Below are 14586 nucleotides of genomic sequence, written 5' to 3' on the forward strand. Positions count from 1 at the left end.
ATTGTCTCAGCTTCGCTTTGTTCTACGGAGCGAGGGCGGCCAGGGCGCGGGCGAAGTCGCGGGACGACAGCCAGAGCTTGTACATGATCGCGGCCTCGAAGACGAGCAGCAGCACGGCGGCGCCGACGGTGACCGGGACGATCTGACCGGTCAGCGGGCCGACGACGAACACCGCCATCTGGAACTCGATGCCGCTGACCAGGTGCGTACGCACCCGGTGGGCGCGCAGCCAGTCGCGGACCCGCAGGTACCAGGTGAACCGGGTCCGGAACTCCCGCTGGAAGTCCGACGCCTCGGCCGTCCGGATCCGGATCTCGTCGGAGCCGGCGTCCTCGGGAAACGCGTCGTCGCCTGTCAGCAGTCCGTCCGCCGAGACCCCGGAAAGGGCCGGTGAGCCGGTTCCCGACTCCGCGATCGCCCTTCTCAGCGTGCGGCGCATCTGCCGCCGGACCTTCGCCACCTGGAGGGCGTCGACGTACCTCAGCATGTCGAGAAAGACGATCACCGCGGCGAGGACCAGGTAGAGCTCCTGGCCGGTCGCCCGGTACTGGCCCCAGGCCAGCGCGAGGGCGCAGCAGAACACGCGAAGCCGGTCGAAGACGTAGTCGAGCCAGCCGCCCAGCACGGTGCCCGTGCCCTTGAGCCGCGCGATCTTGCCGTCCACGCAGTCCAGCACGAAACTCAGGTGGTAGAGGACCGCCCCGGTCACCAGCCACGGCCAGCCGCCCATCAGGAAGCAGCCGGCGGACCCCAGACCCAGCACGAAGGCGCCCCAGGTGATCTGGTTGGGGGTGATCGAGGTGCGGTTCGCGGTGCCGACCACCAGCCGCCCGGCCAGCGGGTCCACCAGGAACACCGTCCACCAGGCGTCCCGCGCCTTGTAGGTCCTGGCCCGTACGTCGTCCAGGGTGAACGTCACGGGTCCGTCAGAGGTCGTCGTCCAGGTCGGCAGGCTCGTCAACGTCCTCGTCCGGGTCGAGCGCATGTGTGTCATCTCCGAGGTGTAGGTCGTCATAGGCGCCGAACAGCGTCGCGAGCTGTTCGATGAGCGGTTTCGGCATCTGGTCCGGTTTCTGGCGTGCGGATGCGCCGGACTCGCCGTCCGGTCGTCTCCGGGGGTGCTCTGGGGGTGTTGGTCGTGCCGTGGCGGGCCGCGGGGGCGGCCTATCTCACGTCGGGCCTCTCGTCCGTCCAGCCGATCTCCTCGTACGCGGTGAAGGCGCCGATCCGTACGACTCGGCCGTCCGCGAGCGTGCCGGGCCTCGTCGACTCGTCGGAGAGGGGCTGTCCGCTGTCTGGATCGACCACGAGACGCACTTCGTGGGCCATGTCCGCCTCGTAGCCGATCGCCTGCCCGGTGCGCCCGAGCGGGTCGGTCACCTCGCCCTCGGCGGTCATCCCGGGCAGCCCGGCCAAGATCTGGTAGGCGGAGGACCGTACCTCGGGCGAGACCGCCAGGCCGTTGAGGAGCTCCATGCAGCTTCCCCGGAGCCATGACTCCATCTGTCCGTCCAGACTGAACTCATGGCGCTGGGCCAGGCTCCTGATGCGGGCCTCGAGATAGGTCCGGAGCCCTTCGGGGGTGTCCGGGATCGCCCGCAGCTCGGCCCAGGTGACCGGCTGTTTCGTCAGGATCCCGCCCGCCCCTTTCCATCCGCCGCGCAGCCGGAACGCCTCCGGCTCACCGGGGGTGCTCGTCACTGCCTGCCCCGGGTTCACGTCGCCGTCGAAGCTCGCGACGTTCTCCGGGTAGGTCCAGGCGGTCGGCGAGCCCGCCGCGCGCCAGGCCGTCTCGTCCTCCGGAGTCGCGGGCTTCGCGCCGAGGTACCGGTGGATTCGCCAGCTCTGCCCACCCGGTCGTTTCGCCAGCCACAGTTCGGTGGAGGAGAGACGGCGGATGACGTAGCGACGATCCGGTGAGGGCGTCAACTGCCCGGTGACGGTCCGGACCCGCCAGTAGGCGCCCTCCGCCGGAGACTCGGTCACGGCGCTCGCCGCGGCGAGCAGGACCTGCCGGGCGGTCGGCCGGGTGTCCTGCGGCGGGCCGGCGGACTCGAACGGGTTGTTGGAGATGGAGATCGGCGCGTCGGACGGGACGACCGCGACCACGACCAGGAGCGCGGCGGTGGCCGCTCCGGCCAGGACGGTCCCGACCGCCGCCCACCGTCGGGCTGCCCGCTTGCGGGCCGGCCGTGGCGCCGACCACCCGCGCCCACCGGCCCGGCGCCGCTCGGCGGCCCCTTCGCCCTTGCCGGTCCGCTCGCGCTCGCCGGTCCGCTCATGTCCACTGGTCTGGTCGTGCTCGTCGGTCTGCTCATGCTCCTGGGAGAGCGCCGCCAGGAGCCGGGCGCGGCCCGCCCGGACCGCGTCGGCCGATGGCGAGGGCGCGGCGAGGAGGTCGCGTACCGCGGCCAGATCGCGCAGGTCGTCCGGAACGGTGGAGTCTGTCCGGCCGTTCAGGTCATCCATCAGATCCTCCGATCACGGGGTTGACGCCTCCCAAGGCGGCGCGGAGCTTCCTGCGCACCCGGTTGAGCCGGGAGCCGACGGTGCCGAAGGGGATGTTCAGGGTCTGCGCGACCTCCTCGTAGCTGAGGTCGGCCAGCGCGACGAGGAGCAGCACGTCGCGATCACCGTCCGGCAGGCTTTCGAGCGCCGTCGTGAGCGGCTGGTGCGCGCTCGCCGCGGCGACCCGCGCCGCCACCGTGTCCTCGTGCCCGTCGTCCGCGCCGTCGTCCAGCGGCGTCCGTTGGAACGCCCGCAGCCTGCGGACCTCGCTCCGGCGATGCTGCGCGACGAGATTGGTGGCGATCCCGTAGAGCCACGGGCGTACGGCGCCGCGGGCCGGGTCGAAGCTGCGGCGCTTGCGGAACGCCACCAGGAAGGTCTCCGCGGCCAGGTCGTCGGCGAGCTGCGTGCCGAGCCGTCCGGCCGCGTAGCGGTGGATCTCACGGAAGTAGCGGTCGTACAGCGACGCGAACGCGTCCGGGCGTCGCCACGACTGCTCGATGAGCGTGGCGTCATCGACCGACGCCGGCGCCTCCGGGGGAGCGGCCATCCACACGGGTCCCTTCTGTGGGCTACACCCTTGTTCCGCCGCACTCCCGATCCGCCTTCATGGACGGGCTCACCAGGTCACGGACGGGCTCACCACAAAGCCGGCGAAAACGCCGGTGCCCGGCAGCCGCCACCCCGCCTGGGCCGCGTACTTCGACCCGTACGGAGGGCGGACCTCGTACCAGCCGCACGTCTGCGTCTGGTCCTCGACCGTGATGAACATCTTGTGGCACTTCAGCTCGCGCGTGACCGGCCGCTCCTGGAACGAGTCGTAGGCCCGGATCACCAGGTCGCTCCTGGTGCCGACCGGGCCGCGTAACTGGTTCCTGATGAGCATGCGGCTCTCGCGGATTCGGATGCACGCCCGCAGGAGCACGCCCTGGCCCGCGTCGGTCCACGGGCTGCACTGCTCGCCGTCGGCCGGAGGGTGCTCCTCCGGCCCGGTGGACGGCTCGATGGACGGCCCGGCGGCCGTGGACGACGACCACGATCTTCCGGCGAACGTACCGGCCACGAATGAGACCAGCACCAGACCGGTGGTGGCCAACACGGCGGTCAGGAGCGGCACCGACCTCCGAGAAGGCCGCCCGGCCGCTTCGCTCTCACCGCCCCCGTCACCAGAGGCCTCACGCGCGAGACGCTCGGCCGCCCCGGCCCGCCAGCCGCGCTCCTCTCCCTCCAACTGCCTGCGCAGGTCGTCGATGGTGGCTCCGAGGGCGACCAGCCTCCGTGTCTGATCGGCGGGCAGCTCCAGCCCCGTGGCGATCTCGCGCATCACCTCGGCGCCCGGCAGCCGGTTGCGCTCCGCCAGCTGCCGGGCTCCGGACAGCCACCGGGACACGAGCGTGGCGCTGGCGTCGCGAACCCGGTTGACGAGGTACTTCTGCGGCCGACCCTGCGACCGCAACCCCTCACGGATGCCTTCGGCCGCCTCGTCCAGAGCCGCGATGAGCCGGTCCGCGAGCTCCTCGAAGGTCCCCATCGCCGTGCCGCCCCTCCTGCGCAATTGTTCGGCCTGCGGTGAAATCGCACGTCAAGCCCGGTGCAACAGGCGGTGCGCGATCGCACTGATGCTCATGTCTGGTGTCCACCGCCGTGGCTCGGCGAGTCTGGCGACAAGTAAACGATCAATGCTCGCACGATGCGAGACAGATAGGGAGGCACCATGCGATCGCTGATCATCGGACTCGCCGCCGCAGCCACGCTGGCCGGACTGCCCGCCGCATCAGCCGCCGCCACCGTCTCGGGAGGACAGGCGGTCTCGGCCGCCCAGTTGCCGAACTGTTCGGGCAAGAGGGTTCTGCGCTTCCCGTTCCACACGCGGGAGATGCTCAAGGCGGCCTACATCCACGTCTTCTACGACGCTCGCACCTCGACCGCCTGCGCCTACCTCAACTCCACGAACGCCACCTGGGGCACGAACAAGCACATGACGATCACCCTGAAGCACTGCGCTCGGCGTAGCGACCGTTATGGGCAGTGCATCGGACAGCTCCAGTCGACGACCGTCCGCGGTTGGTACCCCGGGCGCAGCGACACGGCACGGCTGAGGGTCGGCCGTGGCTGCCTGATGGCGACGGCCCGGATCTGGTGGGGCAAGAACTACGGCCTGACCTCCACCCAGTCCACGGTGTGCGTCAGCAACTCGGGCGGGGCGTGACCGCCCTGATCCGCAGGCGGGGGACGTCCCGGGGCGCACGGGTCAGATCACGTCGCGGCGCATCGGCTTGAGCAGCGCCGCCGTGCTCGCCAGCACCGTGTATCCGAGCAGGAGCAGCCCGCCGGCCAGGGGAGACAGCAGCCGTACGGGTTCGGCGGACAGTTGCTGGGACAGGGCGTCGGCCACGGCGGTGAAGTCGGTCAGCGCCGAGGTCGCGCCGCCGGGCAGCCACGGGTACAGGTGCCGGACGCCCGGGATCATCATGAGCAGCAGCTCCGCTCCGTACAGGTAACCGATCACCACGCACAGGGCGGCGACCTGGTGGCGGATCAGCGCGCCCATGCCCACGCCGAGCACCGTGTAGGCGCCCATCGCGACCGCCAGACGAGCCAGCAGCTCGATGACGGTCGCGGTGGGCAGGCCCAGGCTCACGCCGCGGAGCGCGGCCGCGCCGAACAACGCCAGGGCCGCCGTGCTCGACAGAACGATCCCGTAGATCAGGCCCGCGAAGCCGTACGTGCTCAGTTTGGCGGCCAGCACCCGCCAACGGTCCGGCGCGAACAGGAACGTGAAGTTGACGGTCCGGTGCCGGTACTCCGAGGTCACGGCCAGGGTGCCGATCGCCGCGGGGATGAAGGCGGTGAAGCCGAGGAAGCCGAGGACCGCTCGCACGCCGGCCTCGGTGTGCAGCCCCGGCATCGGGGGATCGAAGTTCTCCGGCCCGATGACGGCCAGCAGGCCGATCAGGCCGCCGCCGAGAAGGGCGGCCACGAGCAGGGTGCCCAGCCACATCCGGGTCGCCAGCAGTCTGCGGAGCTCCGCGTGGATCAGGGGTCTCATCCGTTCGTCCGTTCGCCGGCCAGGTCGAGGAAGATCTGTTCGAGGCTGGGATGTTCGCTGGTCAGGCCATGGATGCGCAGCCCCTGCCCGGCTGCCAGGTCGGCGATGCGGGCGGCGTCGAGCCCGCGGACCCGCAGCTCGTCCGGGCCGTCGGCCCGCACCGCCTGGGCGTGCCGCATCAGGATCCGGCTCAGCTCGGCGCTGTCGGGACTTCGCACGAGTACGGCCTGCGCCGTGCCGGTGAGCTCGTGCAGCGGGCCGGCGGTCAGCAGCCGCCCCTGGCGGATGACCACCACGTCGTCGGCGATCTGCTGCACCTCGCTGAGCACGTGACTGGAGATCAGAATGGTCCGGCCGTCGTCGGCCAGGTCGCGCAGGAACGAGCGCAGCCAGGCCGTGCCCTCGGGGTCCAGGCCGTTGCTCGGCTCGTCGAGCAGCAGGACGCGGGGATCGCCGAGCAGGGCGGTGGCCAGGTTGAGCCGTTGTCGCATGCCGGTGGAGAAGCCGCCCGTCCTGCGTTCGGCGGCGTCGGCCAGGCCAAGCAGGGTGAGGAGTTCCTGGACCCGGCCGTCGGGAAAGCCGCCCATCGCGGCGTAGATCCTCAGGTGGTCCCGGGCCGAGTGGTGCGGGTGGAAGGCGGAGGCGTCGAAGACGGCGCCCACCACGGTGGTCGGACGCGGAAGGTCCCGGTAGCGCCGTCCGCAGATGGTCACGCTGCCGGAGGTGGGCGCGACGTGGTCGATCATCATGCGCAGCGTGGTGGTCTTGCCGGCTCCGTTGGGGCCGAGGAACGCGGTCACGGCTCCCGGCCTGACGGTGAAGCTGAGAGTGTCGACGGCGGTGATCGGGCCGTACCTCTTTGTCAGGTTTCGTACCTCGATGCCGGTCACCTGGCGGCCTCCCGGATGGCTTCGACGAGCCGGTCGGCATCGGGGACCGAGAGGACGACCTCGTCGAACTCGTCGCCGGACCTCGCGCGGTCCAGCAGCAGGTGGACGCCGGGCAGGTTGCGGTTGGCCGAGACCAGCTGGCGCGGGCCGCCGTAGATGCCCCAAACGCCGATCTTGGTGTGGCCCGACACCGTCAGGCCCTTTCTCGCGCCGCGCGGAACGCGCAGCGGCTGCTCCGTGATGACCGCCTGCCGTACCGCCGGCAGGGGGATCGTGTGCCGGGCTCGCCCGGTGAAGATGCGCTCCCAGGAGCCGAACTCGACAGTGACCGAATCACCGGTGATCATGACCGTTGCCATGGGTCAGCCTTTCGTCAGGGGGAGGAGAATCGTGGCCAGCAGACGGGGTGACCGGTTTTCTCCCGGCTCGTTCGCGAGCAGGGGTCGCACGAGTTCGCCGAAACCCTGTGCGAAGCGGACGAACTCCTCGTCATTCAGGTGGAGCACCAACTGCTGGTAGCCGACGCCGTCGGCCACCAGGTCGATGTGCTCTCTGGCCAGGTAGCGCGAGAACTCTGACAGCAGGCTGGACACGAACGCGGTGAAATATCGCGCGTGTTCCTCTGGGGACGCGGAGGCCAGCGACTCGGCGGTCGGTGTCACCGCGCCCTCCGGTAGTGCGTACACCCGTTCTGTCGCGCCTCCGACCTTGCGCTCCTCCACCACGTCCAGCAGGCCGGCCTTGGCCAGCGTGGCGATGTGCCGGTAGAGCGTGGCCTGCGGCACGTCGGGCAGCAGGCCGGCCAGGTCGGAAGGCGTGCGCCGAGCGCCGGCGACGGCGCCCAGGATCCGGATGCGCACGGGGTGCAGCGCCAGCTCGGCCCAGCGCTCTGTCGAAGGTCTCACAGGGTTGACGTTATCATTATCGATAATGAGAATGCTAGAAGAACGAGGGAGCAGCCGGGATCGCCCGCGTGGGCCTCATCGGCAATCGCCCGGCGCCCTCCTCGCAACTGCCGCGTCGCCCGGCGCCCTCCTGGCCGCCGCCGGGGCGGCCAGGAGGGCGATCAGCGGCTCCGGCCGCTCAGTTCAGGCGCTTGAGGTAGCCGTGGTCGACGAGCCAGCTGATCGGCAGCTCGCCCTTGTCGTTCCCCACCGACCCCGGAATGTACTTGACGAGGGTGTGGTACTGCCGCCCCACACCCACCTGCTGGAAGGCCGAGGCTGCCGGGCCGGCGTCGACCTGGAACGGCTTCTCCACCTGGTAGGCGTGGTAGTTGCAGAGATGCTGGGGATCGCCGTCGAACGTGTTGAGACTGCTCGGCGGCAGGGCCCGCTTCACGAACGGCGTGCCGTACGGGGCGAGGAAGGCGCCGGTCTCGCCGCCGAACCGGTCGAGTTTCAGTCCCTTGGGAAGCGTCATGGTGGTGATGAGCGGCTTGGCGTTGGAGTAGCCCCCGGCGTGGGCGAAACCGAAGTCCTGCGGGTAACGCCAGCCGTCGACGGTCCGGTAGCGGTCGAGGAAGGTCGCCGGGGGGAGACCTCCGTAGCGGACGTAGCCGCGCAGGATCGAGCCGAGCCAACTGGTGCGCGGGAGATACTTCGGGCCGAGGTTCGGGTCGCCGAACACGTACGGCGGGCCGCAGACCGCGATGGCGGGATCCCGCGTCGTCCTCTTGTGGCGGACGATCGCGAGGTCGACCTTGCTGTGGCGCGCTTTCGCGTCCTGCGTGGTGAACGCGGGCGGCTCGGGGGCGGGGGCGGGGGCGTACGTGGTGGCCTGGGCCGAGCCGCCCGAGAAGGATGTGGCGGCGATGGCGAAGGCGGCGACCAGTGGCGCTCGCCGGGAAAAGAGATGCACGGACTCTCCTGAAAGAACTCACACGGAGTGCGATCGGACATATCCGCATCAATTCGCAATTCATCGAAGATGGCGCACGATAATCGCCGACCCTTCGGATGAATGCTCTGGATGCGCTGGATCCGTGCGTACCCGGCCATTCTTCAGGCGCATCGCAAGGAATTCGCCAGATCGTCAAAAAGGTGTTCGCGTTAGCCGGTCGAAAGATACGTGAAGGACGGCATGTCGCGACATTTGCCATTCGACTCATGAATGGCAATGAAAGCCCGTACTTTATCCTGAATAAAGGGGCGACCGAAAGATGGACGTCCTTTCAGAGAGCTCATCGGCGCGCTGCTCGTCGGCAACCGGACCTACGGTGGCGACGACCCGCACAAGGACACGGAGAGCGAGGGCAAGGCGTTCGGTGGCGGGTGGGAGGGGCCGCAAGTTCGTGCTGACCCACCACGCCCCCGACACGCCGGTGCCAGGCGTCACCTTCGTCAACGCCCTGGACGAGGCCGTCGCCGCGGCCAAGACCGCCGCCGGTGGCAAATGCGTCGATGTGCTCGGCGCCGACGTGGCCCGGCAGTGCCTGGAGGCGGGCGTACTGGACGAGATCCTCACGTTCGTGACGCCCGTCCTGCTCGGCGACGGTGTCCGCCTCTTCGACCACCCGGGCGGGACCAACGTCAAGCTCGAACGCGTCCGGCTCGACGAACTGCCACACACCACGAGCCTTTGGTACCGCGTCACCGGTTGACGCGCTCAGCCGCCCACCGCTGCGACCAGGAAGGAAATATAGTGAGTTTGCGAATCCCGCCACCGGCGTGACGGGCGGGCCGCCTGCTTGACAATTTGTGCGGTGAGGTCGGTCAGGGGGGGAGTAGAAAGTCGCGTGCCTGGTGATACCATCGGGCATCCCACTCGTCGCCGAACCTGTCGGTGTAGATCCCGCTGATGTCGTCGCGTAATTCGGCCAGGCCGGCCTGATTGCCGATTCGCTGTTCTTCGCTCTGTGTCAGCAAAGGACGTCCCTGTGCCGCTCGAAGGTTGTTCTCCTCGGAAATCGCTTTTTGGTAGGCATGCCGATAGGAGGATCTAGGGGCCGGCTCTCCCCGGGCGGCTGCTAGTTGCTCGCGCATCTCGGTAGCCTTGATGTTTCCGATCGCTTCTTCTTCGATGGACGCGTTGATGTACTCCTCGCGTCCCATGGTGAGCGAGTTGGGGCGTCCCTCGTTCTGCGCGTGATAAACCTCGTGTACGAAGATCTCCGCCCGTTCTTCCGGATCCTTTCCCGGGTTTACTGTCAGGACGTCAAGGTTGTCCCGGTATGTCCCTTCTATAAGAGGAGGGGGTTCCTGGAAAAGCACTGTGATGCCATGGTCCCTCACCCAGGCGAGCGCTTCACGCCCCGCCGGAGTTTCGCGGAGCACCGCCTCTGTCTCCTGGCGTGCTTCTTCGTTGGATTCCTCGAACCTGACGGATGACACATACGAGATCGCGGGCAACGAGACTATGACCAGCGGAGGTAATACCAGCTCCTGCAGAAGGCGTCGGGATCGCGAGATGGTTCCCGCGACAACCTCGGCTACATGTCGTCGACTTTGCATGAGCAAGTTTTTGAGCGCCTGCCGGACTCCCGCTACCCGGGCAGTCCACATGAAAGAGGCGACCGGCCCTTGCATCACAGCGGCGATCATGGATGTGGCCAGCAATGTGAGCAGATAGAGCGCATAGGTTTTGAACGCGACCCTGATCACCACGATGACCATTTGGCCGGCGCCGGCCAGGACCGCCGCCTTCTCCCCGGCTGCCAGTTGGTTTTTGGGGCCGTCCGCTCCTTCGAGCTTCTCCTTGAGGGCTTGCACGTCGCTACCGCTGTTGGTGGCCATGAACTGCTGACCCGCCACGTCGATCCGCCCCGCTGATGATCTCAAGGTAGTGCCCAGATCGAGCCATGCCCTGGCCCTGGACATCCGCTCGTCCTCGTCGGAGTCCGGCCAAGGGGCGACATCCTTGACCAGGTTGTACGCCTGCGCCAGCACCGGTGGCAGATCCAATCCCTTCACACTTCCTGTGACGGGGAGGGCACGCCGGCCTCGGCTGCCCGCTCAGCGCGAGCGTGGTTGCGGGACGAGAACGACACGCCGTCAGCGATCATGTTCAGAGTTTTCGGCAGTGACTCGTATGCCGGACCCGCTTCCTTGAGGAGTGCCTCGTACTCCTGGTCGAACTCAGCACCTGGCGCTTCCTGGTCGCCTAACGGCCGAGCGTGCACGCTGACCAGAATCCGGGGGATGAACTCCTCCAGCAGATCAGCCACTTTCTGTAACTCGATCGACATGGCCTGTAGGCCGTTCTGATCGACTCGCAAGCCGGGTTGGCGTTCTCCAGCGGTGTCTGGCACGGGCCTCACCCTAATCTCGCGGCGTACGGCCGCCACCCGGACACGGAATGTTGCCTCCCTTGTACGGCAAACCGGACTCGCGCGTCAACGCCGACGCAGGTGACCGTCCTGCTCTGGAGAGACCCGCGTGACACCGGACGCCCCGGTTTTCCGCCGGACGGGACGTGCTGGAGGAGGATTTCGCCCGTCTGGAGGCTCACGGGCAGCGACAAGAGATGCTCACGGCCGTTGACCGCTCCTCCGAGCTGCCGCAGGCCGTGCATGTCCAGGTAGGTTTCCATAGCCTCGGAGGAGGTGTCGCCGACCACCGCGATGCATCGTCCGCTGGCGTGGCAGGCGTGGAGCGCTTCTTGCACGCCAGGCACGGGCATGGCCGTCGTGGCCGCTGCGGCCTCGACCTTGCGCAGGAGTTCGGTGGCTTCGGCGCCGATGTCCGGAAGGTGTGACACAGCCGGATACGGAAGGTGTGACACAGCCGGATACGGTGAGAAGCGGTGAGGGGTCGAACCGCAGGTCAGCGCCACATCGCCCCAGCTCTCAGCCGCCCCCCTTGCTGAAGTGCTGGTAGTCCTTGATGCCTGACCAGTAGCCGCCCCACTCCCAGCCCACTGAGGCGAAGGCGCGCACGACCTTGTCGCCCGGGTTGATCACACCTTTGCCCTTCATGGGGCGCTTGGTGAACTGTTCGGCGTTCTGGTGGGCGGTGCCGCCGCTGGCCGTGACGTACGGGTTCTCGCGCGGGTTGATGTCCACGGCCTTGCCGTAGGCGTGGTTGGACCAGTTGCCCGAGCCGGTGGCCTTGCGGCAGTTGAAGGCCGAGGTGTTGTCGGCCTCGATCGAGTCGAAATCGTCGCCCTTGTAGACGTCGACGAGCCGCATCTGCCTGATCGGGAAGCGCATGTCGTACAACTTCCTGAAGGCGGTCGTGATGTCGCCGGTGACGTTCTTGTTGACGACGAGCTCGCCGGTGTGCGGGCGGTCGTCGAAACCCCAGTACGTCATGGTGACCAGGCGCAGGTCCTGGTAGCTGACGGGGCAGCCGGGACGCCACGAGTAGGGCAGCCGGTCCCGGGCGATCTTGGTGACCTTGGCGGTGAACTCCGGCGGGCCGGTCCGTGATGGCGAAGGCGACGGTGATGGCGAAGCCGAGGCCGAAGGCGTGCTCTGCGCCGGGTCCAGCCCGGTGCGGTCCGGCGCTGCGGCCGGAGTCTGCCCGGCGCATGCGACGACCGTGAGCGTCAGGCAGGCGAGAATGGCAGAACGCTTCATCTCGCCACCATATGCGACGTCTTGCCAGCTCAGAGGACTGTCAGGGGTGGTACGGCGTGCCGTCCTGCGGCCTGCTGGTGTAACAGCCGTCCAGGGGGTTAGTCGGCGGAGTGCCTTCCGCGACCGGTGATCTCACGCAGCGCGTCGGCCGCGTACGCCACGAGGACGACGAACGACCCGCCGGCCAGCACGCCGCCCACCCACAGGTCGTTGACCGTCGCGTCGGCGTAGGCGGCGCCGCGCGGCTGGTAGCCGACGGCGAACGGCGCGACGACCAGCCAGAGGCCGACCAGGAAGATCAGGAAGAGGGCGGTCAGGCCCATTTTCGCCTTCATCGGTCGTCCTCCGCGCCGACCAGGGTGGTCGTGCCGTTCTGGCGGTGTTCGCCGGTGCGGTTCAGGTCTTCGCGCAGCGCCTCGACGAGCGGGGCGAGCAGGGTCGCCAGCTCCGCGGACGACGACTGCGGGGCGACAGGAGCCGGTTCGGGGGCGGGCCGGGGTTCGGGCCGTGGCCGCCGCTCTCGTACGGTGACCAGACCGCGGGCGACGAGCTCCTCGTGGATGGACGCGACGAAGGCGGCCACGCCGACGACGCCCAGGACGGCCACGCCCAGGCCGGTGAAGAACTCGGACCTGGTCGCGCCGATCCAGTCGCCCGACTCGGGCTGGGTGCCGAGGGCGAAGGGGGCGATCATGAGCCACAGCCCGGCCATGAGCGCGAGGGCCGCCGCGACAGCGCCCACGAACTTGCGGATCATTGAGCGATTCCTCCTGTGACGAGGTCTTTCTGAGGGGGCGCCGCCTGCGTGATCAGGGCGCGCGAGGTGGGGCGGAGCACGGTTCGGGCGACGAACCTGGCGCGCTCCCGTTCGGACCGGTCATCCGGAGGGGCCATCCTGGCGACCGCGGTGAGCAGGGCGGACGGCTGTCCGTTGGCGCGCTCGACGCGCTGGGCGATGAGCTCCAGCAGCAGGCCGGCCAGGACCAGGTCGTCCTTGCTGAGCGGCTTCGGTTCGGGTGCCGCGGGCAGCGTGGCGCCGCGCAGCGGCAGCTCCTTGAGGAAGAGCACGGCGAGGAAGCCGAGCACGGCGATCGGCACGCCCACCAGGAAGACGGTCTCCAGGCCCCGGGTGAACGACTCCAGGACGATGCCCTTGACGGGCTCGGGCAGGCGCTGGATCGCGTCGGGGCTGCCGAGCGAGGGGGTGCCGCCGCCGGGCAGCTCGATGCGCGCGGCGCGCAGCATCTCCGTCATCTCGCTCATGAGGCGGTTGGTGAGGATCGCGCCGAACGCGGCCACGCCCACGGCGCCGCCGAGCGACCGGAAGAAGGAGACGCCCGAGGTGGTGGCGGCCATGTCGCGCGGCTCGGAGCCGTTCTGGGCGGCGAGGATGAGCATCTGCATGGACAAACCGAGCCCGACGCCCAGCACGCCCACGTCGAACCCGATCAGCCATTCGCTCGAGTCCACGTGCAGCCGCGACAGCAGGAACAGCCCCACGGCGACGATCAGCAGGCCCGCCACCGGGAACGCCTTCCACTTCCCGGTCCTGGTGACGATCTTGCCGGAGACGACGCCGGCGACGAACAGCGCCAGGACCATCGGCAGCGTCATGAGGCCGGAGTCGGTCGGGCTCATCCCCTTGACGATCTGCAGATACTGCGGCAGGTAGATCATCGCGCCGAACATCGACATGCCCACGAACAACGAGCCGAGGCTGGTGAGCACGAACGTGCGGTTCCTGAACAGCCTGGGCGGCAGGATCGGGTTGCGGGCCGTGCGCTCCGAGAGCACCGCCAGGGCCAGCATGAGCAGGCTCACCGCACTGAGGACGTACGTCCAGACGGAGTTCCACTCGAACTCCTGGCCACCGAGCGTGAGGAGGAGCATCAGGGCGGTGGCGCCGGCCGTGATGGTGGTCGCGCCCCAGATGTCGATCGAGGTGTCCCGCTTGACCGTGGGCAGCCGCAGCACCTTCTGGATCACCACGGCGGCGATGATCGCGAAGGGCACCACGACGTAGAAGCACCAGCGCCAGCCCAGCCATTCGCTGTCCACGATGAATCCGCCGAGCAGCGGCCCGGCGACGGTGGAGATGCCGAAGACGGCTCCCATGTAGCCGGAGTAGCGGCCGCGTTCCCTGGGCGAGACGATGTCGCCGAGGATCACCTGGGACAGGGCCGAGAGGCCGCCGACGCCCAGACCCTGTACGGCTCGGGCCGCGATGAGCTGACCCATGTCCTGCGAGAGTCCGGCCACGAGTGACGCGGCGACGAAGATCCCCAGAGCGGTCTGGAAGAGCAGCTTCCGCCCGAACAGGTCGGACAGTTTCCCCCAGAGTGGCGTCGACACCGTCATCGTCAGCATCGTGGCCGAGGCGACCCAGGAGTACTGGTTCTGCCCGCCGAGCTCTCCCACGATCGTCGGCAGTGCCGTGCCCACCACCGAGGTGGAGATCATCGAGGTGAGCATGGCGAGCATCAGCCCGGACATGACCTCGAGGATCTCCCGGTGGGAGTACTGCCGGGTCTGGGTCATCAGGCCACCGCATTCTCTGTTCAACATCGACGAACCCATCGAGTATACGTACGTTTACTAGCCGGGCGGCAAGCGGGGTGTGT

The 14586-nt window shown here is 68.6% G+C and carries 19 protein-coding genes; 3 read left to right on the forward strand and 16 right to left on the reverse strand.

Translation table 11 applies throughout. The features are described 5' to 3' along the window. Positions 1–22: 22 nt before the first annotated feature. The 5 genes from IEY82_RS28850 to IEY82_RS28865 form a co-directional block, all read right to left on the reverse strand. Positions 23–919, reverse strand: coding sequence for a CDP-alcohol phosphatidyltransferase family protein (locus IEY82_RS28850; protein WP_225264028.1), 897 nt, complete (start codon positions 917–919; stop codon positions 23–25). Between the two features lie 7 nt (positions 920–926). Then, positions 927–1061, reverse strand: coding sequence for a hypothetical protein (locus IEY82_RS39980; RefSeq protein ID WP_263648703.1), 135 nt, complete (start codon positions 1059–1061; stop codon positions 927–929). Between the two features lie 103 nt (positions 1062–1164). Beyond that, on the reverse strand, positions 1165–2469 hold the full coding sequence (locus IEY82_RS28855) for a CU044_5270 family protein (RefSeq protein ID WP_189127388.1): 1305 nt from the start codon (positions 2467–2469) through the stop codon (positions 1165–1167). Continuing rightward, the gene (locus tag IEY82_RS28860; protein ID WP_189127389.1) at positions 2462–3058 is read right to left on the reverse strand and encodes an RNA polymerase sigma factor; all 597 of its coding nucleotides are present in this window, start codon (positions 3056–3058) and stop codon (positions 2462–2464) included. The genes IEY82_RS28855 and IEY82_RS28860 overlap by 8 nt, the downstream gene beginning before the upstream one ends. Positions 3059–3127: 69 nt before the next feature. After that, positions 3128–4039: a hypothetical protein gene (locus tag IEY82_RS28865; RefSeq protein ID WP_189127390.1), complete on the reverse strand. Its 912-nt coding sequence runs from the start codon at positions 4037–4039 to the stop codon at positions 3128–3130. 183 nt (positions 4040–4222) lie between these two features. On the opposite strand from IEY82_RS28865, the gene IEY82_RS28870 reads away from it, so the two are divergent. After that, positions 4223–4717, forward strand: a complete 495-nt coding sequence (locus tag IEY82_RS28870) for a hypothetical protein (RefSeq protein ID WP_189127391.1) — start codon at positions 4223–4225, stop codon at positions 4715–4717. A 42-nt stretch (positions 4718–4759) separates the two neighbouring features. Here IEY82_RS28870 and IEY82_RS28875 read toward each other — a convergent pair whose 3' ends face one another. From IEY82_RS28875 to IEY82_RS28895, 5 genes are all read right to left on the reverse strand, one after another. Then, on the reverse strand, positions 4760–5557 hold the full coding sequence (locus tag IEY82_RS28875) for an ABC transporter permease (RefSeq protein ID WP_189127392.1): 798 nt from the start codon (positions 5555–5557) through the stop codon (positions 4760–4762). Next, the gene (locus IEY82_RS28880) at positions 5554–6447 is read right to left on the reverse strand and encodes an ABC transporter ATP-binding protein (protein WP_189127393.1); all 894 of its coding nucleotides are present in this window, start codon (positions 6445–6447) and stop codon (positions 5554–5556) included. Before IEY82_RS28880 ends, IEY82_RS28875 begins: the two co-directional genes overlap by 4 nt. Next, positions 6444–6806, reverse strand: coding sequence for a hypothetical protein (locus IEY82_RS28885; RefSeq protein WP_189127394.1), 363 nt, complete (start codon positions 6804–6806; stop codon positions 6444–6446). The genes IEY82_RS28880 and IEY82_RS28885 overlap by 4 nt, the downstream gene beginning before the upstream one ends. 3 nt (positions 6807–6809) lie before the next feature. Beyond that, positions 6810–7352 carry a helix-turn-helix domain-containing protein gene (locus tag IEY82_RS28890; RefSeq protein ID WP_189127395.1) on the reverse strand — a complete coding sequence of 181 codons (543 nt, stop codon included), beginning with the start codon at positions 7350–7352 and terminating at the stop codon, positions 6810–6812. A gap of 178 nt (positions 7353–7530) precedes the next feature. Continuing rightward, entirely contained in the window at positions 7531–8307 is a 777-nt protein-coding gene (locus tag IEY82_RS28895; RefSeq protein ID WP_189127396.1) for a TNT domain-containing protein, read from the reverse strand. A gap of 406 nt (positions 8308–8713) precedes the next feature. On the opposite strand from IEY82_RS28895, the gene IEY82_RS28900 reads away from it, so the two are divergent. Then, positions 8714–9049, forward strand: a complete 336-nt coding sequence (locus IEY82_RS28900) for a dihydrofolate reductase family protein (protein WP_225264031.1) — start codon at positions 8714–8716, stop codon at positions 9047–9049. A 112-nt stretch (positions 9050–9161) separates the two neighbouring features. Here the strand turns inward: IEY82_RS28900 and IEY82_RS28905 are convergent, their stop codons facing one another. Both IEY82_RS28905 and IEY82_RS28910 read right to left on the reverse strand, forming a co-directional pair. Continuing rightward, complete coding sequence (locus IEY82_RS28905) at positions 9162–10358, reverse strand: DUF6782 family putative metallopeptidase (RefSeq protein WP_189127397.1); 1197 nt, start codon at positions 10356–10358, stop codon at positions 9162–9164. Continuing rightward, on the reverse strand, positions 10355–10696 hold the full coding sequence (locus IEY82_RS28910) for a hypothetical protein (protein ID WP_189127398.1): 342 nt from the start codon (positions 10694–10696) through the stop codon (positions 10355–10357). The genes IEY82_RS28905 and IEY82_RS28910 overlap by 4 nt, the downstream gene beginning before the upstream one ends. Before the next feature lie 164 nt (positions 10697–10860). Here IEY82_RS28910 and IEY82_RS28915 point away from each other — a divergent pair, with 164 nt between their 5' ends. Beyond that, entirely contained in the window at positions 10861–11142 is a 282-nt protein-coding gene (locus IEY82_RS28915; RefSeq protein WP_189127399.1) for a hypothetical protein, read from the forward strand. A 91-nt stretch (positions 11143–11233) separates the two neighbouring features. Here IEY82_RS28915 and IEY82_RS28920 read toward each other — a convergent pair whose 3' ends face one another. The 4 genes from IEY82_RS28920 to IEY82_RS28935 all read right to left on the reverse strand — a co-directional run bounded on the left by IEY82_RS28920 (position 11234) and on the right by IEY82_RS28935 (position 14503). After that, entirely contained in the window at positions 11234–11965 is a 732-nt protein-coding gene (locus IEY82_RS28920) for a M15 family metallopeptidase (protein ID WP_189127400.1), read from the reverse strand. A gap of 98 nt (positions 11966–12063) precedes the next feature. Then, the gene (locus IEY82_RS28925) at positions 12064–12300 is read right to left on the reverse strand and encodes a hypothetical protein (protein WP_189127401.1); all 237 of its coding nucleotides are present in this window, start codon (positions 12298–12300) and stop codon (positions 12064–12066) included. Beyond that, positions 12297–12722, reverse strand: a complete 426-nt coding sequence (locus tag IEY82_RS28930; RefSeq protein WP_189127402.1) for a hypothetical protein — start codon at positions 12720–12722, stop codon at positions 12297–12299. The genes IEY82_RS28925 and IEY82_RS28930 overlap by 4 nt, the downstream gene beginning before the upstream one ends. Further along, positions 12719–14503, reverse strand: coding sequence for an MDR family MFS transporter (locus tag IEY82_RS28935; protein ID WP_225264032.1), 1785 nt, complete (start codon positions 14501–14503; stop codon positions 12719–12721). Before IEY82_RS28935 ends, IEY82_RS28930 begins: the two co-directional genes overlap by 4 nt. Positions 14504–14586 lie beyond the last annotated feature (83 nt).

Origin of the sequence: Nonomuraea cavernae (assembly GCF_014646355.1) — a bacterium.
In the GTDB taxonomy this organism is placed as follows: domain Bacteria; phylum Actinomycetota; class Actinomycetes; order Streptosporangiales; family Streptosporangiaceae; genus Nonomuraea; species Nonomuraea cavernae.